Source organism: Ensifer sp. 1H6, assembly GCF_001976035.1.
Lineage (GTDB): Bacteria > Pseudomonadota > Alphaproteobacteria > Rhizobiales > Rhizobiaceae > Ensifer > Ensifer canadensis.
Window position 1 is genome coordinate 82619 of record NZ_MOAI01000006.1, and the last position, 18052, is coordinate 100670.

Genomic DNA, 18052 nt, shown 5'->3' on the forward strand with positions numbered 1-18052 from the left:
AATATCGATCACGTTTATGACCTTGGATCGGACCGCTCCAAGGTCATCGCGATCTAACGGGGATAGGAAGATGGCGAAAATCGTCAATGTCGGGGTCCAGATGGACCATGTGTCGGGCATCAACATCGCAGGTGATTCCACCTTCGCGATGTGCCTTGAGGCACAGGCCCGCGGCTACCGGCTCTTCCACTACACCCCGGAGAAGCTGTCGCTGCGTGACGGCAAGGTTTTCGCCACTGCGCAGCAGATGACGTTGCGCGACGTCAAGGGCGACCACTTCACGCTCGGCGAGCCGGAACGGCTTGATCTTTCGACCATGGACGTGATCCTGTTGCGCCAGGATCCGCCCTTCGACATGGCCTACATCACCTCGACGCATCTGCTCGAGCGCCTGCATCCGAGGACGCTTGTCGTCAACGACCCGGCCTGGGTGCGCAACTCGCCGGAAAAGATCTTCGTCACCGAATTCGCTGATCTGATGCCGAAGACGCTGATTACCCGCGATGCCGCCGAGATCGCGCGATTCCGCGAGGAAATGGGCGACATCATCCTGAAGCCGCTCTACGGCAATGGCGGCGCTGGTGTGTTTCATTCCGCGCGCGACGATCGCAACATGTCGTCGCTGCTTGAAATGTTCGGCCAGATGTTCCGCGAGCCCTTCATCGCGCAGGAGTATTTGCCGGCGGTGCGCAAGGGCGACAAGCGCATCCTGCTCGTCGACGGCGAGCCGGTCGGCGCCATCAACCGCGTGCCTGCCGAGCACGACGCCCGCTCCAACATGCACGCCGGTGGCCGGCCCGAGCCGACCGAACTGACGGCGCGCGAGAAGGAAATCTGCGCCCGCATCGCACCGGCGCTGAAGGAGCGCGGCTTCCTCTTCGTCGGTATCGACGTCATCGGCGACTACATGACCGAAATCAACGTGACGTCGCCGACCGGCATCCGCGAAGTCAAGAAGTTCGGCGGCGCCGACGTCGCCAGCCTGCTTTGGGACGCGATCGAGCGCAAGCGCGCCTAGCGCAGGCGGCGCACGTGTTAGACGACAGGCGCGCGCTGTAGCCACGAGATGCTACCAGCGCGCAGACGCGCTCTGGCCGATCCCGATCGTGGTGCTGATTGGCTGGCGTCCATCACCGAGCTGTTGCAGACGCTCTATGGGAACAGGCTCCCAGCAATACCGTTCCAAAAAGGCCAGCCGAGCGAGTGCTCCCTGGACCGTGATTGGTTGCTTTGTCAGCCTATGCGCGGGCACCCGCGTCGCGTACCGAAGATGATGCGATTGCGTTCGCCACGGCTGCCGATTCCGCGAATTTCAATAATCTCCTGCGACGTCCGGCCGACGCGTGGATTGCGAAGATATCTTTGGGCTTTGTTAAGCGCCTGGCGCGGTGTGCACTGATAGGCTTCCGGCGGTCGGCGGCGATATTGCTGCTCGCCCCAGCCGTCGTCTTCGTCATAGTACCGGGGCTCGTCATAGTAGCGTGGCTGATCACGGTAGCGCGGGCCACCGCCGTCGATATAAATATCCAGATCCTGGGAAGCTGCCGCTCCTACTACGAAGGTGCACGCGATGGTGGCTATCGCACATGTTTTGATCATCCTGATCATAGGGCTCTCCTTTGACTGCCCGAGCATTTTACCGACGGAATCATGAACGGGAGCAAAACGGTTCACTGGACGACAATCACTCCCTGGCCGGTCGGCAGCGTCAAAATCGCCTGACCGTTTTTCCTCGCAAAGTCGTTCCACATCGCGTTTTGTTCCTCGCTGCCGCGGAACGCATAGTCATCGAGAACGATTGTTGCCCCCAGTACGAGATTGTCCCACACTCGTTCGATGCATTCCTTCTCGTATTGCGCGACGTTCAGGTCGATCGAAAGATAGGCAATGTTTCCGAGCGGAACGCCTTCGAGGGTATCGGGCAGCACGCCGCGAATGAGATGTGCATTGGGGAAAGGTGCAAAGTTGCGCTTCGCGACCTCAAAAACGTCCTCGTAGATGCCGGTGTTTCGCTGCGTTGTCAGGCGGCGTTCCACGTCGGTCATGTGCCCGTGCGGGATGCCGCCGAACGTGTCGAACAGCCAGAATTTGCGATCGAGCGCTTCGAAACCGAGATACCGGCACACCGTCATTGACAGAAGACCGGCGTTCACGCCGAATTCCACAAAGTCGCCTTCCAGGCGAAGCGCCCGCGATGCCGCCCAACAGCACGTGTGCGCGCGCCAGCGAACATCGGGAACGCGGCCGCGCTTCCGCCAGGCCTCCCGGTTGCCTTCCTCGGCAATGGTCCATGCTGCTGCAAACTGCGGCTCGTCCATGAACGACGTGTTCTTGTTCGTCGTCCTGAGGCCGTCAGCGGCATACCCAGGCAGCGTTTTGTCTCCATGTAGAAAGTATCGAGTGCGCTTTTTCAGTTCGCGGATGCCAACCATCATCAATCCCCTCTGGAAACATGAGGACTAAGTAGGCGTTCGAATGGCATCGGCAATCCGCCTGTGGCCGCTTGGATCCAAGTTGAGCGCAAGCGGTTGATACGTTTCGAGACCGATTGCGAACGCGCGCCGATGGCCGGCGGGCGATCTCTGGGTTTCAGCACGTCTGGTGACGGTGGGACGGTCGAGCGATGTGCTGCTCAAGCATCTGCGCGACGCAAGGCGTGATGTTCTGTTATTGTTCTTGTTTTTGTGTGTTTTCCGTGCAAGATTTATCGCTGCAACCACCGGGGTTGCGGCGGCATGGCGGGCCGCCCTGGTCGAAGAGGCGGTCATGGTTGCGCGGGTCAGTACGGTTGCATTCCAGGGGATAGAAGGTGTGCCGGTCGACGTTCAGGTGATGGTTGCACCCGGGCGGGTCGGCATGCAGATCGTTGCCTGCCCGACAAGGCCGTGGCCGAAAGCCGCGAGCGGGTGCAGGCAGCCCTTCATGCGTCTGGTCTAGCGCTGCCAGCCAAGAAAGTCACCGTCAATCTCGCGCCCGCGGATCTGCCCAAGGAAGGCAGCCACTTTGATCTCGCGATCGCGCTAGGGCTGATGGCCGCGCTCGGTGCCATCCCCGGCGACGCGCTGAATGGCTATGTGGTGATCGGCGAGCTCAATCTCGACGGTACGGTCGCGGCCGTCGCCGGCGCGCTGCCGGCCGCAATTGGCGCCAATGCGCTCGGCAAGGGGCTGATCTGTCCGGCCGAAAGCGGTCCGGAGGCCGCCTGGGCCGGCGCCGAGATCGATATTCTTGCACCCCGCAGCCTGATCGCCATCGCCAATCATTTCAGGGGCACGCAGGTGCTCTCCCGGCCGGAGCCTGCCATTCGCGCCGGCGCTACCGATCTGCCTGATCTTGCCGATATCAAGGGACAGGAGAGCGCCAAGCGGGCGCTCGAAGTCGCCGCCGCCGGCAACCACAATCTGCTGATGGTTGGACCGCCGGGCTCGGGCAAATCGATGCTGGCCTCGCGTTTGCCGTCGATCCTGCCGCCCTTGACGCCTGCCGAGCTTCTCGAAGTCTCGATGATCCACTCGATCGCCGGCCAGTTGCCGGGCGGCAAGCTGTCCGACCGGCGGCCGTTCCGCACGCCGCACCATTCCGCCACCATGGCGGCGATGATCGGTGGCGGCTTGCGAGCGAAACCAGGCGAGGCATCGCTCGCCCACAACGGCGTTCTGTTCCTTGACGAGTTTCCCGAGTTCCCCCCGCAGGTGCTTGATGCCCTGCGTCAGCCGCTGGAAACGGCGGAATGCATCATTGCCCGTGCCAACCATCGCGTCACCTATCCCGCCGCGATCCAACTGGTGGCAGCGATGAACCCGTGCCGGTGCGGCATGGCGGGTGAACCCGGCCGCACCTGCGCCCGTGGCCCGCGCTGCATGAGCGATTACCAGGCGCGCATCTCCGGCCCGCTGATGGACCGGATCGATCTGCGCATCGACGTACCGGCTGTCAGCGCCGCAGACCTGATCCGGCCGATGGCGGCAGAGGCCAGTGCTGCTGTGGCAAGACGTGTCGCCCGCGCCCGGCAATTGCAGATCGATCGCTTCGCCGCGCTCGGCAGTCGCGAGCCATCCAGCAACGAACGCTGCTCGACGGCGATGATCGAACGCATTGCCGAACCGGATGCAGCCGGCCTGCAGTTGCTGCGCGACGCTGCCGAAAAACTGAAGTTCTCAGCGCGCGGCTACCACCGCGTCCTGAAGGTGGCGCGTACGCTCGCAGATCTCGATGGCAGCGCGACCGTCGGCCGGCTGCACTTGGCCGAAGCGATCTCCTACCGCATCGCCGGCGAGCGTCTGCAAGCGGCCGCCTGACGGTCGTTGACGGCGTCGGGCAGTCGCCGTCCGCGTTACCTGCAATTGCGGTTTCGGAAGTCGGCGACTTTGCTTTTGTATGCTGCCGCACAATTCCTGACATGCGCATCGACCCAAGTTGGAAACTAACGGGGCAAGTTTGGAGCCTTGCCGCGTCCACTGGGCGCCATGTCTGACTGGCGGAGTCGCGGCGCTCTGCGGCGATGGTCGTCCTTCGTTGCAGGTTCTCTCGAGTGGTCATTGCAACGCTTCTTCCGCGCTTGCCGTCGGCAATAGGCGGAAACGGTCGAGTGCCCTATCTTGATGACGGCACCGGATACTTGCCGCACTGCTCAATTTGGGAGGTTTGTCATGACGAACGGTTCGCTCAGACGAACGGATAGCGCCGAACGTGTGATCGTGGCGTCCGCGCAGGTGGTTTATCTGGCACTGCTTGATCCGAAAGCCGTGACGCGATGGCTGCCCCCGGAGGGGATGACGGGCCATGTCCATGCATTTGAGGCGAAAGAGGGCGGTCGCTATCGCATGGCGCTCGTCTACGATAAATCCGAACATGGCAATCGCGGCAAGACGTCGGATGAGACCGATATTGTCGAGGGGCGCTTCGTCGAGTTGCGCCCGAATGAACGCGTCGTGCAGCAGGTGGAGTTCGAATCCGAAGATCCGGCATTTGCCGGGATCATGACGATCACCTGGGCACCGGAGACGATATCCGGTGGCACCCGGGTGCGTGTAACCTGCGCGAATGTTCCTGAAGGCATATCGCGGGAGGATCACGAGGCGGGTCTTTCATCGACGCTTGCCAATCTTGCTGGTTTCACCGAGCGAAACCCCAGAGCATAGCTTCCTAAAGCATGTCGCGCAAAAGTGTGCAGCGGTTTTGCGATAACGACATGCGCAAAAACAAGAGCTTAAAGCGCAGAAAGCGAATCTGAAAGATCGCGGCGCGAAAAGCATGTCGCGCAAAGTGTTCAGCGGGTTCGCGATCACGACATGCGCAAAAAACAAGAGCTGAAAGGGCAGCAAGCGAATCCTGGAGATCGTGAAGCGCTTTCGAGCGCTTCGAGAAAAAGTACGAAGCGGAATCTCGTCAGAATTCGTAAAAACAAGAAGATAGAGCGCTTTTGCGCCTCCGTTTAAACCGGAACATTCTCAATGAAGAGAACGGATGCCGGTGTTTCAGGCCAGCGACGTGGTTTGAAGGTCCGGTTTGGCGCACGCGGGGCCGGCGGTGACGCCCGCAGTCCAGCAGTGGGCAACAAAAAAGGGCGCCCGAAGCGCCCTTTCGTTTGCACTTTGCAATGATCGGCTTACGCGCCCAGGCCTTCGAACAGAACCGTCGAAAGGTACCGCTCGGCAAAGGATGGGATGATGACGACGATGTTCTTGCCGGCGTTTTCCGGGCGCTGGCCGATCTCGATGGCGGCGGTGAGGGCCGCACCCGAGGAGATGCCGACCGGCACGCCTTCGAGCCGGGCAACGAGCCGGGCGATCTCGACGGCTTCGCCGCTGTTGACGGTGACGACTTCGTCATAGACGCTGGTGTCGAGGATCGCGGGCGCGAAGCCGGCGCCGATGCCCTGGATCTTGTGTGGGCCAGGGTTTCCGCCCGAAAGCACGGGCGATTCCTCTGGCTCGACGGCGATCACCTTGATCGACGGCTTGCGTGCCTTCAACACTTGGCCGGCGCCAGTGATTGTGCCGCCGGTGCCGATGCCCGAGACGAGGATGTCGACGCTGCCGTCGGTGTCGTTCCAGATCTCCTCGGCCGTCGTCTTGCGGTGGATTTCCGGGTTGGCCGGGTTTTCGAACTGCTGCGGGATGATGGCATACGGCAAGGTCTCGACCAGCTCCTGCGCCTTGGCGATCGCGCCCTTCATGCCCTTGGCGCCCTCGGTCAGTACCAGCTCGGCGCCGAACAGCGCCAGCATCTTGCGGCGCTCGACCGACATGGTTTCCGGCATGGTGAGGATCAGCTTGTAGCCCTTGGCGGCGGCGACGAAGGCGAGCGCAATGCCGGTGTTGCCCGAGGTCGGCTCGACCAGTGTCGTGCGGCCGGGAACGATCTTGCCCTGCGCTTCCAGGCTCTCGATCATGGCAACGCCGATGCGGTCCTTGACCGAAGCGATCGGGTTGAAGAATTCGAGCTTGGCGAGAAGGTTGGCCTTCACGCCCTTTTCCTTGGCAAGCTTGTCGAGCCGCACGATGGGAGTGTCGCCGATCGTTTCCGTGATCGAGGAGTAGACGCGGCCGCGGCCGGGCTTGCGCGTGTCAGACATTAAGTTTCTCCCTTGGGTGTGACGATTTGGTTGTGACAATAGGGGCCATGCCCGTTCTATTCCAGAACGGTAACCGCGACGCGACGATCAGCCGGAGGAAAAACCACCGGCGGAAGCCCAGTCCGGGGAATGTTTTTTCAGGCGGCGCGGGTAGCGATATAGGCGGCGGTGCCTGCCAGCACGCCAGCGGCAACGCGGTTCAGCGCCAGCAATGCCTTGGGCTGTTTGAGCAGCGTGCGCGCCCGTGCGGCAAGCAGGATATAGGGCAGAAGCACGGTCAGCAGCACGAGGAACGTCGCGATCAAAAGCAGCCCGTATTCGCGCGGCCCGATCACCGCAATGTCGATCAGCGTCGGCACCAGCGCCACATAAAACAGCATTGTCTTCGGGTTGCCGAGCGTGACGAATAGGCCCGAAAGGAACGACATCGACACGCTTGCGGATGTCTTCGCCTTGATGTCCTGCGGCAACAGGCCGGCGGTCCAAAGCTTCCATGCGATGTAGCCGAGGTAGAGCACGCCGGCGAACTTGACGATCAGGAAAGCGGTCGTGAAGGTCTGGGCGATCAGCGCCAGACCGAGCACCACGGCGGTCAGGTAAACCATGTCGCCGAGGATCAGGCCGAGCCCCATGAAGAAGGTCTCGCGAAAGCCGGAGCCGAGCGCTCGCGCAACGAGCGCCGTCACGCCGGGGCCGGGAATGATGGCTGCGATGAAGAGAGCGCCGCTATAGGCAAGCAGGGCTGCAAGCGTCATGATCGTTCCTCCCGGGTGGCGACGCCGCTTTTACCAAAGAGCGTCGAAAATGGAAATCGGGATCGGCGGGCGAGCGGCAATTTCGCGACAAAATTGATCGGGTGACAAGTCTGGCGTTGCCCGGTTTTTGGAGATGCGTAGAGCTTTGGGAAATACTCAATAAAGGCGCGCGTTATGCCCGAGATCCAAAACATCATCGGCTTTGCCCTCATTGCTCTCGGCATGGTGCTGACACCCGGGCCGAACATGATCTACCTGATCTCCCGCTCGATCAGCCAGGGGCCGGCGGCCGGCCTGATCTCGCTTGGCGGCGTCGCGCTCGGTTTCGTCGTCTATATGGTCTCGGCGGCGCTCGGCATCACCGCGCTGCTCTTGGCCGTGCCTTTCGCCTATGATGTCCTGCGGCTCGCCGGTGCCGGATATCTCGTCTATCTCGCCTGGCAGGCGGTCAGGCCCGGCGGGCGCTCGCCGTTCCAGATCAAGAACCTGCCGAAGGACGGTCCGCGCAAGCTGTTCCTGATGGGCTTCCTGACGAGCCTGCTCAACCCGAAGGTGGCCGTGCTCTATCTCTCGCTCCTGCCGCAGTTCATCCGCCCGGAGGCGGGCAATGTGCTGGCGCAGTCGATGATCTTCGGCTCGATCCAGATCGCCACCAGTGTCTCGGTCAACGCGATGATTGCGCTGGCGGCAAGTTCTATCGCCGCCTTCCTGGCCGGGCGTCCCCTGTTCATGGTCGTGCAGCGCTGGGCGATGGGCACGGCACTGTTCGGCTTTGCCCTCAGCATGGCCGCCGAAGCGCGCCGTTGACACATGTCGCGCAAAAGTGGGCAGCGGCTTTGCGATCACGACATGCGCAAAAACCAAAGCTTAAAGCGCAGTCAGCGAATCCTACTGCATGTTTCGTTAAATCCTATTCGATTTAGCGATAAAAACATGCAGCCATTCAAAGTGCTACAGCGACCTTTGCGCGTCTAATAGGACGCGCGGCGCTGTAGAGATCGCGACGCGTTTCAGATAAGCGGCCTCTATCGGGCTTCAGGCAATTCGCTGCCGCGCGCCGCTCTACGGCGACACGCGGCGTGGTCTTTCCTATTCGAACACCGGCCGCATGAAGCTGCGCTCGTAGCTGACGATGCAGCGCGTCTTTTCGCCGAAGGCGAAAGCCTCCAGGCATTCCGGGTCCTTGGCCATTTTCCCGCGATAGACTTCATATTCGGCCAGGCTCGGGAAGGTGAAGAGCGCCAGTGCGATGTTGTTTGCGCCCTCGTGCGGCATGAAATAGCCGTGATGGGTGCCGCCGAGCCGGTTGACGAGCGGTATCCAGAGCTTGGCGTAGTGCTCGAACTCGGCCAGCTTGTAAGGGTCGATAACGTATTTCAGATAGCAGGTGATCATGCGGTTCTCCCTTCGCGTCTCCGCTTGATAGGCGAGGGCAGGCGAAGTTTCCAGCCGAGATTCATGCCGGCTGCGGCGACCAGGATGGCGATCGAACCGAAGATCTGGATCGGCTGCAGCGCATGGCCGAAAGCCAGCCGATCGACGACGATGGCAGCGATCGGGTAGATGAAGGATAGCGCCCCGGTCATGTGCGTCGGCAGCCGCTGGATCGCGCCGTAAAGCAGCACATACATGATGCCGGTATGGATGACGCCGACGGCAATCAGGATCGACCACTGTTCGGCGCCGGAAGGTGCCGGGGCGGCAAGCGCCATCGGCGCCAGCATCAGCGTGCCGGTGACCACCTGGATCAACGCGATCAGATGCGGAGGCGTTCCCTTGAGCAACTTCGTCAACAGGGCCGCGATCGCGTAGAAGAAGGCGGCACCGATCGCAAGCGCGATGCCGATCAGGTAATCCTCCGGCGCAAAGCCGCCGCCGGGCTTGGCTGAAATGATCGCCAGCATGCCGGCAAAGGAGATCGAAAGCCAGAACACCTTGGTCGCGGTGATCTTTTCGCCGAGGAACAAGGCTCCGAGCCCCAAAAGCATGAACGGCTGGGTGTTGTAGACCATCGTCGCGATCGAGATCGAGGCATGCGAATAGGCCGCAAACAGCAAGAGCCAGTTGACGACGATGGCGATGCCGCCGGCAATCGACAGGAGCACCGTCCGCCGGGTGAAATGGCGCCGGTCGAGCAGGCCGAGCATGGCCGCGATCGCCACCAGCGTCACCGCGCCGAATACGCAGCGCCAGAAGACGACGCTCGTCACCGGCTGGCCCGACATCAGCACGAACCAGCCGATCGTGCCCGATATCAGCATGGCCGCCGTCATCTCCGCACTGCCTCTTTTAATGTCTGCGCCCATGGCGATCACTCCTCGGTTGAGGCTCCAAGATTAATCGGCCAGAGCGCAGGTTTATATGGAGGATCGCAGGTGTTTCTGCTATTATACCTCATCATCTAAGATGGTTTCGATCTTTTGGCTTATGAGGTTGCCCATGCTCGATGAACTCGATCGCCGCATTCTGGGTATCCTGGCGGCGAATGCGCGCGTGTCGCTGAAGGAGCTGGCGCAGGAGGTGGGTCTGTCCTCGCCAAGTGCCGCCGAACGTTTGCGCAAACTGGAGGAACGCGGCGTCCTCGACGGCTTCACCATCGCCCTCAATCCGGTGAAGCTTGGTTATCCGCTGCAGGCGATCATCCGCGTGCGGCCGATGCCGGGCATGCTGCATATCGTCGAGAAATTGATCCAGGAGACGCCGCAGATCGTCGAATGCGACAAGGTCACCGGCGACGATTGCTTCATCGCCAAGCTGTTCGTGCGCGATATGGGGGAACTGGACACGCTGCTCGATCGCATCGCCGAGAAGGCGCAGACCAATACGTCGATCGTCAAGTCGACACCGGTCAAGCGGCGCTTGCCGCCGCTTATCTGATCCAACGTTTCGAGATCACGCAATTCCGGACGGAAAACCGCTTCGCACTTTTCCTGGAAATGGTCTAGACGCCCGTGGAGCCGAAGCCACCGGCACCGCGTGCCGTGTCGCTGGCGCTGTCGGCTTCCCGAACGCTCACCTGTGTCACTGGCGCGATCACCATCTGCGCAATGCGCATGCCGCGTTCGATGACGAAGTCCTCGTCGCCGAGGTTGACCAGCAGAACCTTCACCTCGCCGCGATAATCGCTGTCGATCGTGCCCGGAGTGTTGAGGCAGGTGATGCCGTGCTTGAAGGCAAGGCCCGAGCGCGGACGGATCTGCGCCTCATAGCCGGCCGGGATCTCGAAGATGAAGCCGGTCGGCACCAGCGCCCGCTTTCCTGGCGCAAGCGTCATCGGCTCGCCGACTGCCACTGCGGCGCGCAGGTCCATGCCGGCAGCACCCTCGGTCTCATAGGCCGGCAGGTCCAACGCCTCGGCATGCGGCAGGCGGATGAAGGTCAAGGCGGGTTTTGTCTGGGGCGTGTGCATGGTCATCGTTTCATAAGCCGGGCGCTCACTGCGCCGGTCAATTGCATAATGAGGGCTGAGCCTGTAAAGACGCCGCAACTCACAGGAATCTACGACATGGCCGAAAGTCTCGCCGAGGCGGTCTCCCGCCGCCGCACATTTGCGATCATCGCCCACCCGGACGCGGGTAAAACCACACTCACCGAAAAGCTGCTGCTGTTCGGCGGCGCCATCCAACTCGCCGGCGAGGTCAAGGCCAAGAAGGATCGCATCCAGACCCGTTCGGACTGGATGAAGATCGAGCGCGAGCGCGGCATCTCGGTCGTCACCTCGGTGATGACCTTCGAATATGGCGGCAATGTCTTCAACATTCTCGACACCCCCGGTCACGAAGACTTCGCCGACGACACCTACCGCACGCTGACGGCGGTCGATGCGGCGATCATGGTCATCGACGCGGCAAAGGGTATCGAGCCGCGGACGCTGAAGCTGTTCGAAGTCTGCCGCATGCGCGACATCCCGATCATCACCTTCGTCAACAAGATGGACCGCGAGAGCCGTGACCCCTTCGAGATCCTCGATGAAGTCGAAGAAAAGCTGGCGCTCGATTGTGCGCCGGTGACCTGGCCGATCGGTCGCTCCAAGACCTTCTGCGGCTCCTATCACCTTGCCGACAACACCGTGCGCGGTGCCGATACGCAGGAAGTGCTGACCAGGGTCAACGGTCCTGAGATGGTGGCTCACCGCCTGCCGGAAAACGAGCGCGATGCTTTCATCGAAGAGACGTCGCTGGCGATCGAGGCCTGCAAGCCGTTCGACAAGAAAGCCTTCCTTGAAGGTCACCTGACGCCGGTCTTCTTCGGCTCGGCGCTCCGCAACTACGGTGTGCGCGACCTGATCAACGCGCTTGGCGAGATCGCCCCGCCGCCGCGCGACCAGGTTGCCGACACGCGCACGGTGCATGCGACCGACGACAAGATGACCGCCTTTGTCTTCAAGATTCAGGCGAACATGGACCCGAACCACCGCGACCGCATCGCCTTTGCGCGCGTCTGCTCCGGCAAGCTGGAGCGCGGCATGAAGGCGCGGCTGTCGCGCACCGGCAAGCAGCTGGGTCTGAGCGCCCCGCAGTTCTTCTTCGCTTCACAGCGCCAGCTGGCCGACACGGCCTATGCGGGCGATGTCGTCGGCATTCCGAACCACGGAACCCTGCGCATCGGCGACACGCTCACGGAAGGCGAACATCTCGTTTTCCAGGGCGTGCCGAACTTCTCGCCGGAAATCCTGCGCCGCGTGCGACTTGAGGATGCGATGAAGGCCAAGAAGCTGAAGGAAGCCCTGCAGCAGATGGCGGAGGAGGGCGTCGTGCAGCTGTTCTCGCCGGAAGACGGCTCACCGGCGATCGTCGGCGTCGTCGGCGCGCTGCAGCTCGACGTTCTGAAGGAGCGCCTGCAGGCCGAATACGGCCTGCCTGTCTCCTTCGAAATGTCGCGCTTCTCTGTCTGCCGCTGGATTTCGGCCGATCAGCCTGGTGACCTCGACAAGTTCGTCACTGCCCGTCGCGGCGATATCGCCCGCGACCTCGACGGCGACCCGGTGTTCCTGGCGCAGGACAGCTTCTCGCTGCGCTATGAGGCTGAACGTTATCCCGCGATCAAGATGGTCGCGATCAAGGAATATCACGTCGCCAAAGCGGCGTGAGAAGGCGGCGTGAACGATGACACTGTCAGCCGGCGGCGTTCGCCGGCTGACCATCGGCCGATCAGAAGGCCGACATGCGCAGCGCCAGCACCAGCTGCGTCACCCTGAGGGTTATGAAGACGTAGATCGCCAAAAGCAGGATCTGCAGCGCCAGGTGCCGGCGCACCTTCGACAGCCTGTGCAGACCATCCGCCAGGTTGAGCAGAAACAGGACTGTGCCGATGACGGAGACGATGTAGCCCGCCACGGCGATGTTGGGCAGGCCCTTGATCTCCAGGCTGCGGCCATTCTCGATCGCATGCATGCCGGCGGCGATCACCAAGGTCGCCATCACCAGGTTGCGCACATGGCGAAAAATCTCTTCGAGCCCGCCATTATCGAACAGCATTCGCCGCGCCAGACCGAGTTTTGATCGCGTACCTTCAGTCATCATCGCCTCTTGCTCGCCGCATGATCCTTAAATCGGGGTCGAGTTAAAGGCGGAACTTTGCGGCAAATTTAAAGAACGGCAGCATCGCGCCCCTTTTGACGTGGGGCGCTGCAGGCTGCCGGGAGGCTGCGATAGTATGACCGGTGGCCTTGCGTCAAAGACTCTCATGTGTGGCAAAGGCAAACCGCGGCGCCGCTCGGCTGAGCAGCATAGAGGTCGGGCGGACATGCCAGGCGGCGGCGATGGCTTCCTCCAATGCGGCAACGAGTTCGGCCACGTCAGCCGCTGCGGTTTCATGCAGCGCCTCCGCGACGATGAGGGCCGACGTGGTCTGCGGGTGGATCGCCGAATAGCCGCTTTGCCGGTTGGTCCATCGGCGCGCATGGGCGCGTCCCTCCGCATCGCGAAAGATCACTTCATCAGGTTCAGGGTGTTCCGTTTCACCGGAGAAGGTTGCATAGACCTCGTCTCCGCCCGCGCGGGTAACCTCGAGATTGCCGGAGATGCGGGAAACGTCGAAGACGGCGATGGGCATGGCAAAGGCCAGCGACACGGCGTTGCACAGGTCGATCAACGGATGGATCGACGGCAGGTCGCCCTCCTTCCTGAACCGGCGCAGCAAGGCTTCGGACGCGCAGCGATACTGCGTCGGCTTCAGTCCCATCCTGGCGAAGGTGCGGCGCCACGCCTGAATTTCCGCAAGTTCGCCTTCGGCGCGCGTTGCAAGAACGTCCCTGGCGATCGCCTGAAACCGCTCGACGGCATCGGCGACCGAAACGTCGCTGCGAATGCCCTCGACGTGGAGCGCGCCGGCTGCAAGCTCGGGAAAATCACGCCAGATGCTGTCTGAATGCTGGAAATGCATGGGATGCCTCGAAGTGGAAGAGATGATGACGGCGTCAGCTCTGCGTTTGGCCGGCAGTCTTGGGCCGGAAATGCGGCATGGCAAGACTGAGGACGGCGACAAGCACGCAGCCGATGCCGGCGAGCTGGTTGATGCTGACGGGTTCGCCGAGAATGACGAAGGCCAGCAGCACGGCGGAGACGGGTGCAAGAGCGGTGAAAACCGAGGCTTCCGTTCCGCTCACCCTGGCGGATCCTGCGTACCAGAGGATGAAGCCGGCAACGGTCGGGACCAGGGCATAATAAAGCACGGCTGCCAGCGACTGCATCGTGACCCCTTGCTGCGACGGCGCTTCGAACAGAGCGGGCACGATGGCGACGGCAACGCCCATGCCGGCCATGATGGTGGACAAGGCGAGAGGTGCGATCGGCGTTCGGATGCGTTTGTTGATCAGGATGAACAACCCTTCGCAGATCACCGCGCCGAAGACGAGAGTGATGCCGAGCGGCGAATGGTGTGCACCATCGTCGGGCCGAAGCACGATGGTCAGAACGCCCGCTGCCGCCAGCCCGATCGCGACAAGGGTCGAGCGGCTGGGCCGTTCGCCGAGCAGCAGGATGGCGATTCCGGCAGAGACGACCGGTAGAGTGCCGATAACGACGCCGGCATCCGTCGCCGAACTGTAGCGCAACCCGGCAATCAGAAGTGTCGTGTAGCCGACGCTGCCGGCTCCGGCCTGCAAGAGCAGGATCAGCCACTCGCGCCGCTCCAACCTTGGCCAAGGCGTGCCGGTCAGTCGCACCAAGGTGAAGAACAGCGGAAAGGCGACCGCGAAGCGCAAGGCGGTGGCGCTAAACGGCGGTAAGCCGGAAGCGATCAGCTTGCTGGCAATCACCGTGCTGCCGACCGTGATCATCGCCAGCGAGAGGTAGAGGTATCCCTGAATTTTTTCCGTCATGCGGCCACTCCTGCGTTGGCGCGCAGAAAACCTCATCCGGATCTTTCGGTCTTGAACGGAATTGCAGGCGTTAAGGCGTGGCGAGCAAAACTGTGTAGCGATTCTGCATTGACGACATCCGCGAAAACAAGAACGCAAAGCGCGTCTTCAGGTCAATGGAATGCATCGGCATAGGCGCCCGGCGAAATGCCGTACTTGCGCACGAAGATTCGGGTCATGTGGCTCTGGTCGGCAAAGCCGCCTTCCACTGCCGCCTCGGCAAGCGGCACGCCCCGCGCAATCAGCCGCCGCGCCAGATCGATGCGGCGTTGCACGAGATAGGCATGCGGCGTGAGCCCGAAGGTTTTCGAAAAACCGCGCACCACCTGAAATCGGCTGAGGCCGGTTGCCTGCGCAAGGTCGGACAGGGTGATGGCGACGGTCGGATCGTCGTCGATCAGGCTTTGCGCTCTGCGCATCGCCGACGGCACATGTCCGCCATGCGTTTTCCCCTCACGCACGCGCATCACATCGGCCAGCAGCGTCAGGACGTGCTCCTCGCCCTGCATCCCCGTCCGATCGCCATCGGGTGCGGTGATCGCGCTAAAAAGAGCCTGGAAGTGTTTCGACGTTCGCTCATCATGGAAGGCGGGAGCGGTGAATTCTGCACTTCGCGTCCTGCCCTGGCTGATGTCCTCCATGGCGTCGGCGATTGCGGAAGGCTCGAAATAGAGCATCCGCCAGGACCGTCCCGCATCGCCGATCGGCATGCCGTCATGGACCTCGCCGGGGTTGACCGTGATCATGTCGCCGGCGCCGGCTTCCACCATGCCGCGACCGCTCAGCGATTTCTGGGCGCCCTGGTGGATGAGGCCGATGCCGAATTGCTCATGCGTGTGGCGGGCAAACACGTGCCCCGACGCCGCCTCGACGGCCTCGATGCCGCCAATGCGGCCGGGGAATATCGTGAATCGGCCCTTTGCCATCGCCTCGCCTGGTCGGGCACTGGTGGCCCGTCGGATGTTTCAGTTCTTTCTTACACCGGCCGCGCCTTTCCGGCCATGGCGATCGACTGTAACCGCTGCGACGGCCGCAAGGTCGGCGCGACAATGGGCGCAGGCATGGGCTGATGCTTTTGTCCTTCCGGCGTTGCAATCGACGGCCGCATGCTTAAATTCCGCCGTCGAATGACGATGACGACCGGAGATGTGCCGAATGCTGGACCTGCGCGTTCACTTCCTCGAAGCCGATGGAGCCCTTGCACAATGGCGCGAGCAGATCCTCGCAGACGTGCAAGTGACGGCAGAGCGTGTCGGCGGCCGCGTTTCCGCGGCCGACAGGGCTGCGCCCGTCGATGTCATCGTCGAGCGCCGGCCGGGCGAGACGATTCCGGAGCTTGGGTTGTCGGGTGCCTGCTACCGCCGCGGGCTCGTGACGGTCACGCTCGATCCGGACAATCCCAACTTCGCCGCCAGTCTCGCCAATGGCGAGCTGCGAAAGACGCTCACGCACGAACTTCACCATTCCTTCCGCCACGCGATGTGCGGTTATGGTTTCAGGCTGGGAGAAGTCTTGGTCACCGAGGGCCTGGCGGACGCTTTCGACGCCGAGATCAACGGTGGCGATGGCAATCGCTGGAACCACGCTATCCCTGCCGAAGACTGGTTGGGGGTTATCGAGCAGGCCGAGCTGGAGCTCTGGGCCGACGCCTACAACCACAGCGCCTGGTTCTTCGGCTGGAGCAGCCATGGCAACCCGCTTCCCCGCTGGGCCGGTTATTCGATCGGCTATCATCTCGTCAAAGCCTACCTCGCGGCCAACCCGACGCGCGTCCGTCGCAGATGACCGGAACCCCGGCACCCGAGGTGATCGGCCAAGCCTGGGCACACTTGAAAATAAGGATGACGGCCGAGGCATGACCGGGATTAATCCCTGTCGTGACCGGGCAGTGCACCGACGTCGTTGATCCAGGGCAGGGCGGACGAGCGCCAGATCTGTGATTTCGGGGTGAGCTCACGGCGCTGGTTGATCGTCCCGAGGCGAATGCCGACCTCTTCGGCGTCCTCGTCCGTGCCGGTGGTGTAAACCGGCGAACCGCAGTTCGGGCAGAAGAACTGCAGCCGCTTGCGGCCGTTCTCTGCGGTCTTGACGTAGAGCTTTGGTTCGCCCCCGGTCAGTCGGAAATTCTCGCGGGCCGTGCCGGCCGACACCCGGTAGGCCGTTCCCGTCAGTTGCTGGCAATCGGTGCAGTGGCAGATCGCGACATCGTCCGGATCGATCTCCGCCTCATAGGTCACGAAGCCGCAATGGCATTGTCCGTCGATCCGCATGGCAAAGCCTCCCTGAAAGACCATAACCTAGAGCGTTTCCGTCCTAAACGGAGTCACGGAAACGCTCCATTTTTCGCATTTCCTGAAGGAAAGCCGCTTCGCACTAACGGCTCTGGGGCGGCCCGCATCCGTCCATCCCAGTGCAACGGTACGGCACGGTGCCGTACGGATCGGCGCACACCTAAGGTCCTGATCGGTAGGTGCGCCACGTCGCTCCTAAACGCCGGTAAACAGCCACTCGTGTTCGCGGGCGTTGTGGAACTTCCAGACCCGCTTCGGCCCGGCCATGACGTTGAGATAATAGACGTCGTAGCCGTGCACGGCCGCAACGGGGTGATATCCCCTCGGCACCAGCGTCACGTCCCCGTCTTCCACCGCCATGGTCTCGTCCAGCGAGCGATCGTCGGTATAGACGCGCTGCACGGCAAATCCCTGCGGCGGGTTCAGGCGGTGATAATAGGTTTCTTCCAGGTAGCTCTCGGCGGGCAGATCGTCCTGGTCGTGCTTGTGCGGCGGGTAGGAAGAGGTGTGTCCGCCCGGCGTGATCACTTCGACCACCAGCAGCGACTGGGCGGAGCTGTCGTCCTCGGGCATGATGTTGGTGACATAGCGGGTGTTGGTGCCCTTGCCGCGGGTCAGCTGCGGGTGTGTTCCCGGCTTGATCACCTTGGCCTTGAAACCCTCGCCGCCCGGGGCCGAGCAGATCGCAAGATCGAGATCGGTCGTCGCCGCCACTTGCCAGCGGCTGCCCTTCGGCACGTAGACGGCATAGGGCTGCCCCTCGAACGGCGTCATGCGCTCACCGAGCTCGCCGAAATCCTCGCCATCGACCGAAACCTTCGCCTTGCCCGAAACCAGCACAAGGCAAATTTCCTTGTCGCCCGCCTCGCCCTGCGTCGTCTCGCCCGGCTTCAGCCGATTGAGCGCGAAACCGACATAGGTCCAGCCGGCGCTTTCGGGTGTGACGTTCTGCATCAGGCCGGACTTGGCCTTCGGTTTGACGAGCAGTTTGGACATTTGGCGGTCTCCTGACTTCTTACTTGGCGGCGGCATTCTTGGCCTGCCCCTCACCCTAGCCCTCTCCCCGCAA

Annotated in this window: 19 protein-coding genes and 1 pseudogene; 7 read left to right on the top strand and 13 right to left on the bottom strand. The window is 62.2% G+C overall.

All coding sequences use genetic code 11. The features are described from left to right. Positions 1–70 precede the first annotated feature (70 nt). Positions 71–1018: a glutathione synthase gene (gene gshB / locus BKP54_RS09100; RefSeq protein WP_057204313.1), complete on the top strand. Its 948-nt coding sequence runs from the start codon at positions 71–73 to the stop codon at positions 1016–1018. Between the two features lie 215 nt (positions 1019–1233). Here gshB and BKP54_RS09105 read toward each other — a convergent pair whose 3' ends face one another. Beyond that, positions 1234–1608, bottom strand: a complete 375-nt coding sequence (locus tag BKP54_RS09105) for a hypothetical protein (protein ID WP_025425623.1) — start codon at positions 1606–1608, stop codon at positions 1234–1236. A gap of 62 nt (positions 1609–1670) precedes the next feature. Next, a complete protein-coding gene (locus BKP54_RS09110; protein ID WP_225906194.1) occupies positions 1671–2435 on the bottom strand; it encodes a TylF/MycF family methyltransferase in 765 nt (254 codons plus the stop codon). A 331-nt stretch (positions 2436–2766) separates the two neighbouring features. Here BKP54_RS09110 and BKP54_RS09120 point away from each other — a divergent pair. Both BKP54_RS09120 and BKP54_RS09125 read left to right on the top strand, forming a co-directional pair. Next, positions 2767–4298, top strand: a pseudogene (locus BKP54_RS09120) (YifB family Mg chelatase-like AAA ATPase). Between the two features lie 351 nt (positions 4299–4649). Continuing rightward, positions 4650–5141, top strand: a complete 492-nt coding sequence (locus BKP54_RS09125) for an SRPBCC domain-containing protein (RefSeq protein WP_025425625.1) — start codon at positions 4650–4652, stop codon at positions 5139–5141. A 467-nt stretch (positions 5142–5608) separates the two neighbouring features. Here the strand turns inward: BKP54_RS09125 and cysK are convergent, their stop codons facing one another. After that, on the bottom strand, positions 5609–6577 hold the full coding sequence (gene cysK / locus BKP54_RS09130) for a cysteine synthase A (RefSeq protein WP_025425626.1): 969 nt from the start codon (positions 6575–6577) through the stop codon (positions 5609–5611). Positions 6578–6714: 137 nt separating this feature from the next. Then, positions 6715–7332 (bottom strand): LysE family translocator, encoded by a 618-nt coding sequence (locus BKP54_RS09135; protein WP_057204309.1) that lies wholly within the window; start codon positions 7330–7332, stop codon positions 6715–6717. 174 nt (positions 7333–7506) lie between these two features. On the opposite strand from BKP54_RS09135, the gene BKP54_RS09140 reads away from it, so the two are divergent. Continuing rightward, on the top strand, positions 7507–8139 hold the full coding sequence (locus tag BKP54_RS09140; RefSeq protein WP_025425628.1) for a LysE family translocator: 633 nt from the start codon (positions 7507–7509) through the stop codon (positions 8137–8139). A 282-nt stretch (positions 8140–8421) separates the two neighbouring features. Here the strand turns inward: BKP54_RS09140 and BKP54_RS09145 are convergent, their stop codons facing one another. Both BKP54_RS09145 and BKP54_RS09150 read right to left on the bottom strand, forming a co-directional pair. Beyond that, on the bottom strand, positions 8422–8727 hold the full coding sequence (locus BKP54_RS09145) for an NIPSNAP family protein (RefSeq protein ID WP_025425629.1): 306 nt from the start codon (positions 8725–8727) through the stop codon (positions 8422–8424). Then, a complete protein-coding gene (locus BKP54_RS09150) occupies positions 8724–9638 on the bottom strand; it encodes a DMT family transporter (protein WP_025425630.1) in 915 nt (304 codons plus the stop codon). Before BKP54_RS09150 ends, BKP54_RS09145 begins: the two co-directional genes overlap by 4 nt. A gap of 133 nt (positions 9639–9771) precedes the next feature. Between BKP54_RS09150 and BKP54_RS09155 the strand changes: the two genes are divergently transcribed. Beyond that, positions 9772–10209: an Lrp/AsnC family transcriptional regulator gene (locus BKP54_RS09155; protein WP_025425631.1), complete on the top strand. Its 438-nt coding sequence runs from the start codon at positions 9772–9774 to the stop codon at positions 10207–10209. Positions 10210–10273: 64 nt separating this feature from the next. Here BKP54_RS09155 and dut read toward each other — a convergent pair whose 3' ends face one another. Continuing rightward, positions 10274–10747, bottom strand: a complete 474-nt coding sequence (gene dut / locus BKP54_RS09160) for a dUTP diphosphatase (RefSeq protein WP_025425632.1) — start codon at positions 10745–10747, stop codon at positions 10274–10276. Between the two features lie 90 nt (positions 10748–10837). On the opposite strand from dut, the gene BKP54_RS09165 reads away from it, so the two are divergent. Beyond that, a complete protein-coding gene (locus BKP54_RS09165) occupies positions 10838–12421 on the top strand; it encodes a peptide chain release factor 3 (protein ID WP_025425633.1) in 1584 nt (527 codons plus the stop codon). 61 nt (positions 12422–12482) lie between these two features. On the opposite strand, the gene BKP54_RS09170 is transcribed toward BKP54_RS09165, so the two are convergent. The 4 genes from BKP54_RS09170 to BKP54_RS09185 all read right to left on the bottom strand — a co-directional run bounded on the left by BKP54_RS09170 (position 12483) and on the right by BKP54_RS09185 (position 15618). Beyond that, positions 12483–12851, bottom strand: coding sequence for a hypothetical protein (locus BKP54_RS09170; protein WP_225906196.1), 369 nt, complete (start codon positions 12849–12851; stop codon positions 12483–12485). 154 nt (positions 12852–13005) lie between these two features. Continuing rightward, a complete protein-coding gene (locus BKP54_RS09175; RefSeq protein WP_025425635.1) occupies positions 13006–13716 on the bottom strand; it encodes a phenylalanine--tRNA ligase beta subunit-related protein in 711 nt (236 codons plus the stop codon). Between the two features lie 34 nt (positions 13717–13750). Beyond that, on the bottom strand, positions 13751–14653 hold the full coding sequence (locus tag BKP54_RS09180) for a DMT family transporter (RefSeq protein ID WP_025425636.1): 903 nt from the start codon (positions 14651–14653) through the stop codon (positions 13751–13753). 152 nt (positions 14654–14805) lie between these two features. Continuing rightward, the gene (locus BKP54_RS09185; RefSeq protein WP_025425637.1) at positions 14806–15618 is read right to left on the bottom strand and encodes an AraC family transcriptional regulator; all 813 of its coding nucleotides are present in this window, start codon (positions 15616–15618) and stop codon (positions 14806–14808) included. Positions 15619–15847: 229 nt separating this feature from the next. On the opposite strand from BKP54_RS09185, the gene BKP54_RS09190 reads away from it, so the two are divergent. Next, positions 15848–16477, top strand: coding sequence for a DUF2268 domain-containing putative Zn-dependent protease (locus BKP54_RS09190; RefSeq protein WP_158071679.1), 630 nt, complete (start codon positions 15848–15850; stop codon positions 16475–16477). Between the two features lie 80 nt (positions 16478–16557). Here the strand turns inward: BKP54_RS09190 and BKP54_RS09195 are convergent, their stop codons facing one another. Continuing rightward, positions 16558–16962, bottom strand: a complete 405-nt coding sequence (locus BKP54_RS09195) for a GFA family protein (RefSeq protein ID WP_025425639.1) — start codon at positions 16960–16962, stop codon at positions 16558–16560. Between the two features lie 216 nt (positions 16963–17178). Beyond that, positions 17179–17979, bottom strand: coding sequence for a 5-deoxy-glucuronate isomerase (gene iolB, locus BKP54_RS09200; protein ID WP_025425640.1), 801 nt, complete (start codon positions 17977–17979; stop codon positions 17179–17181). Positions 17980–18052: the final 73 nt, after the last annotated feature.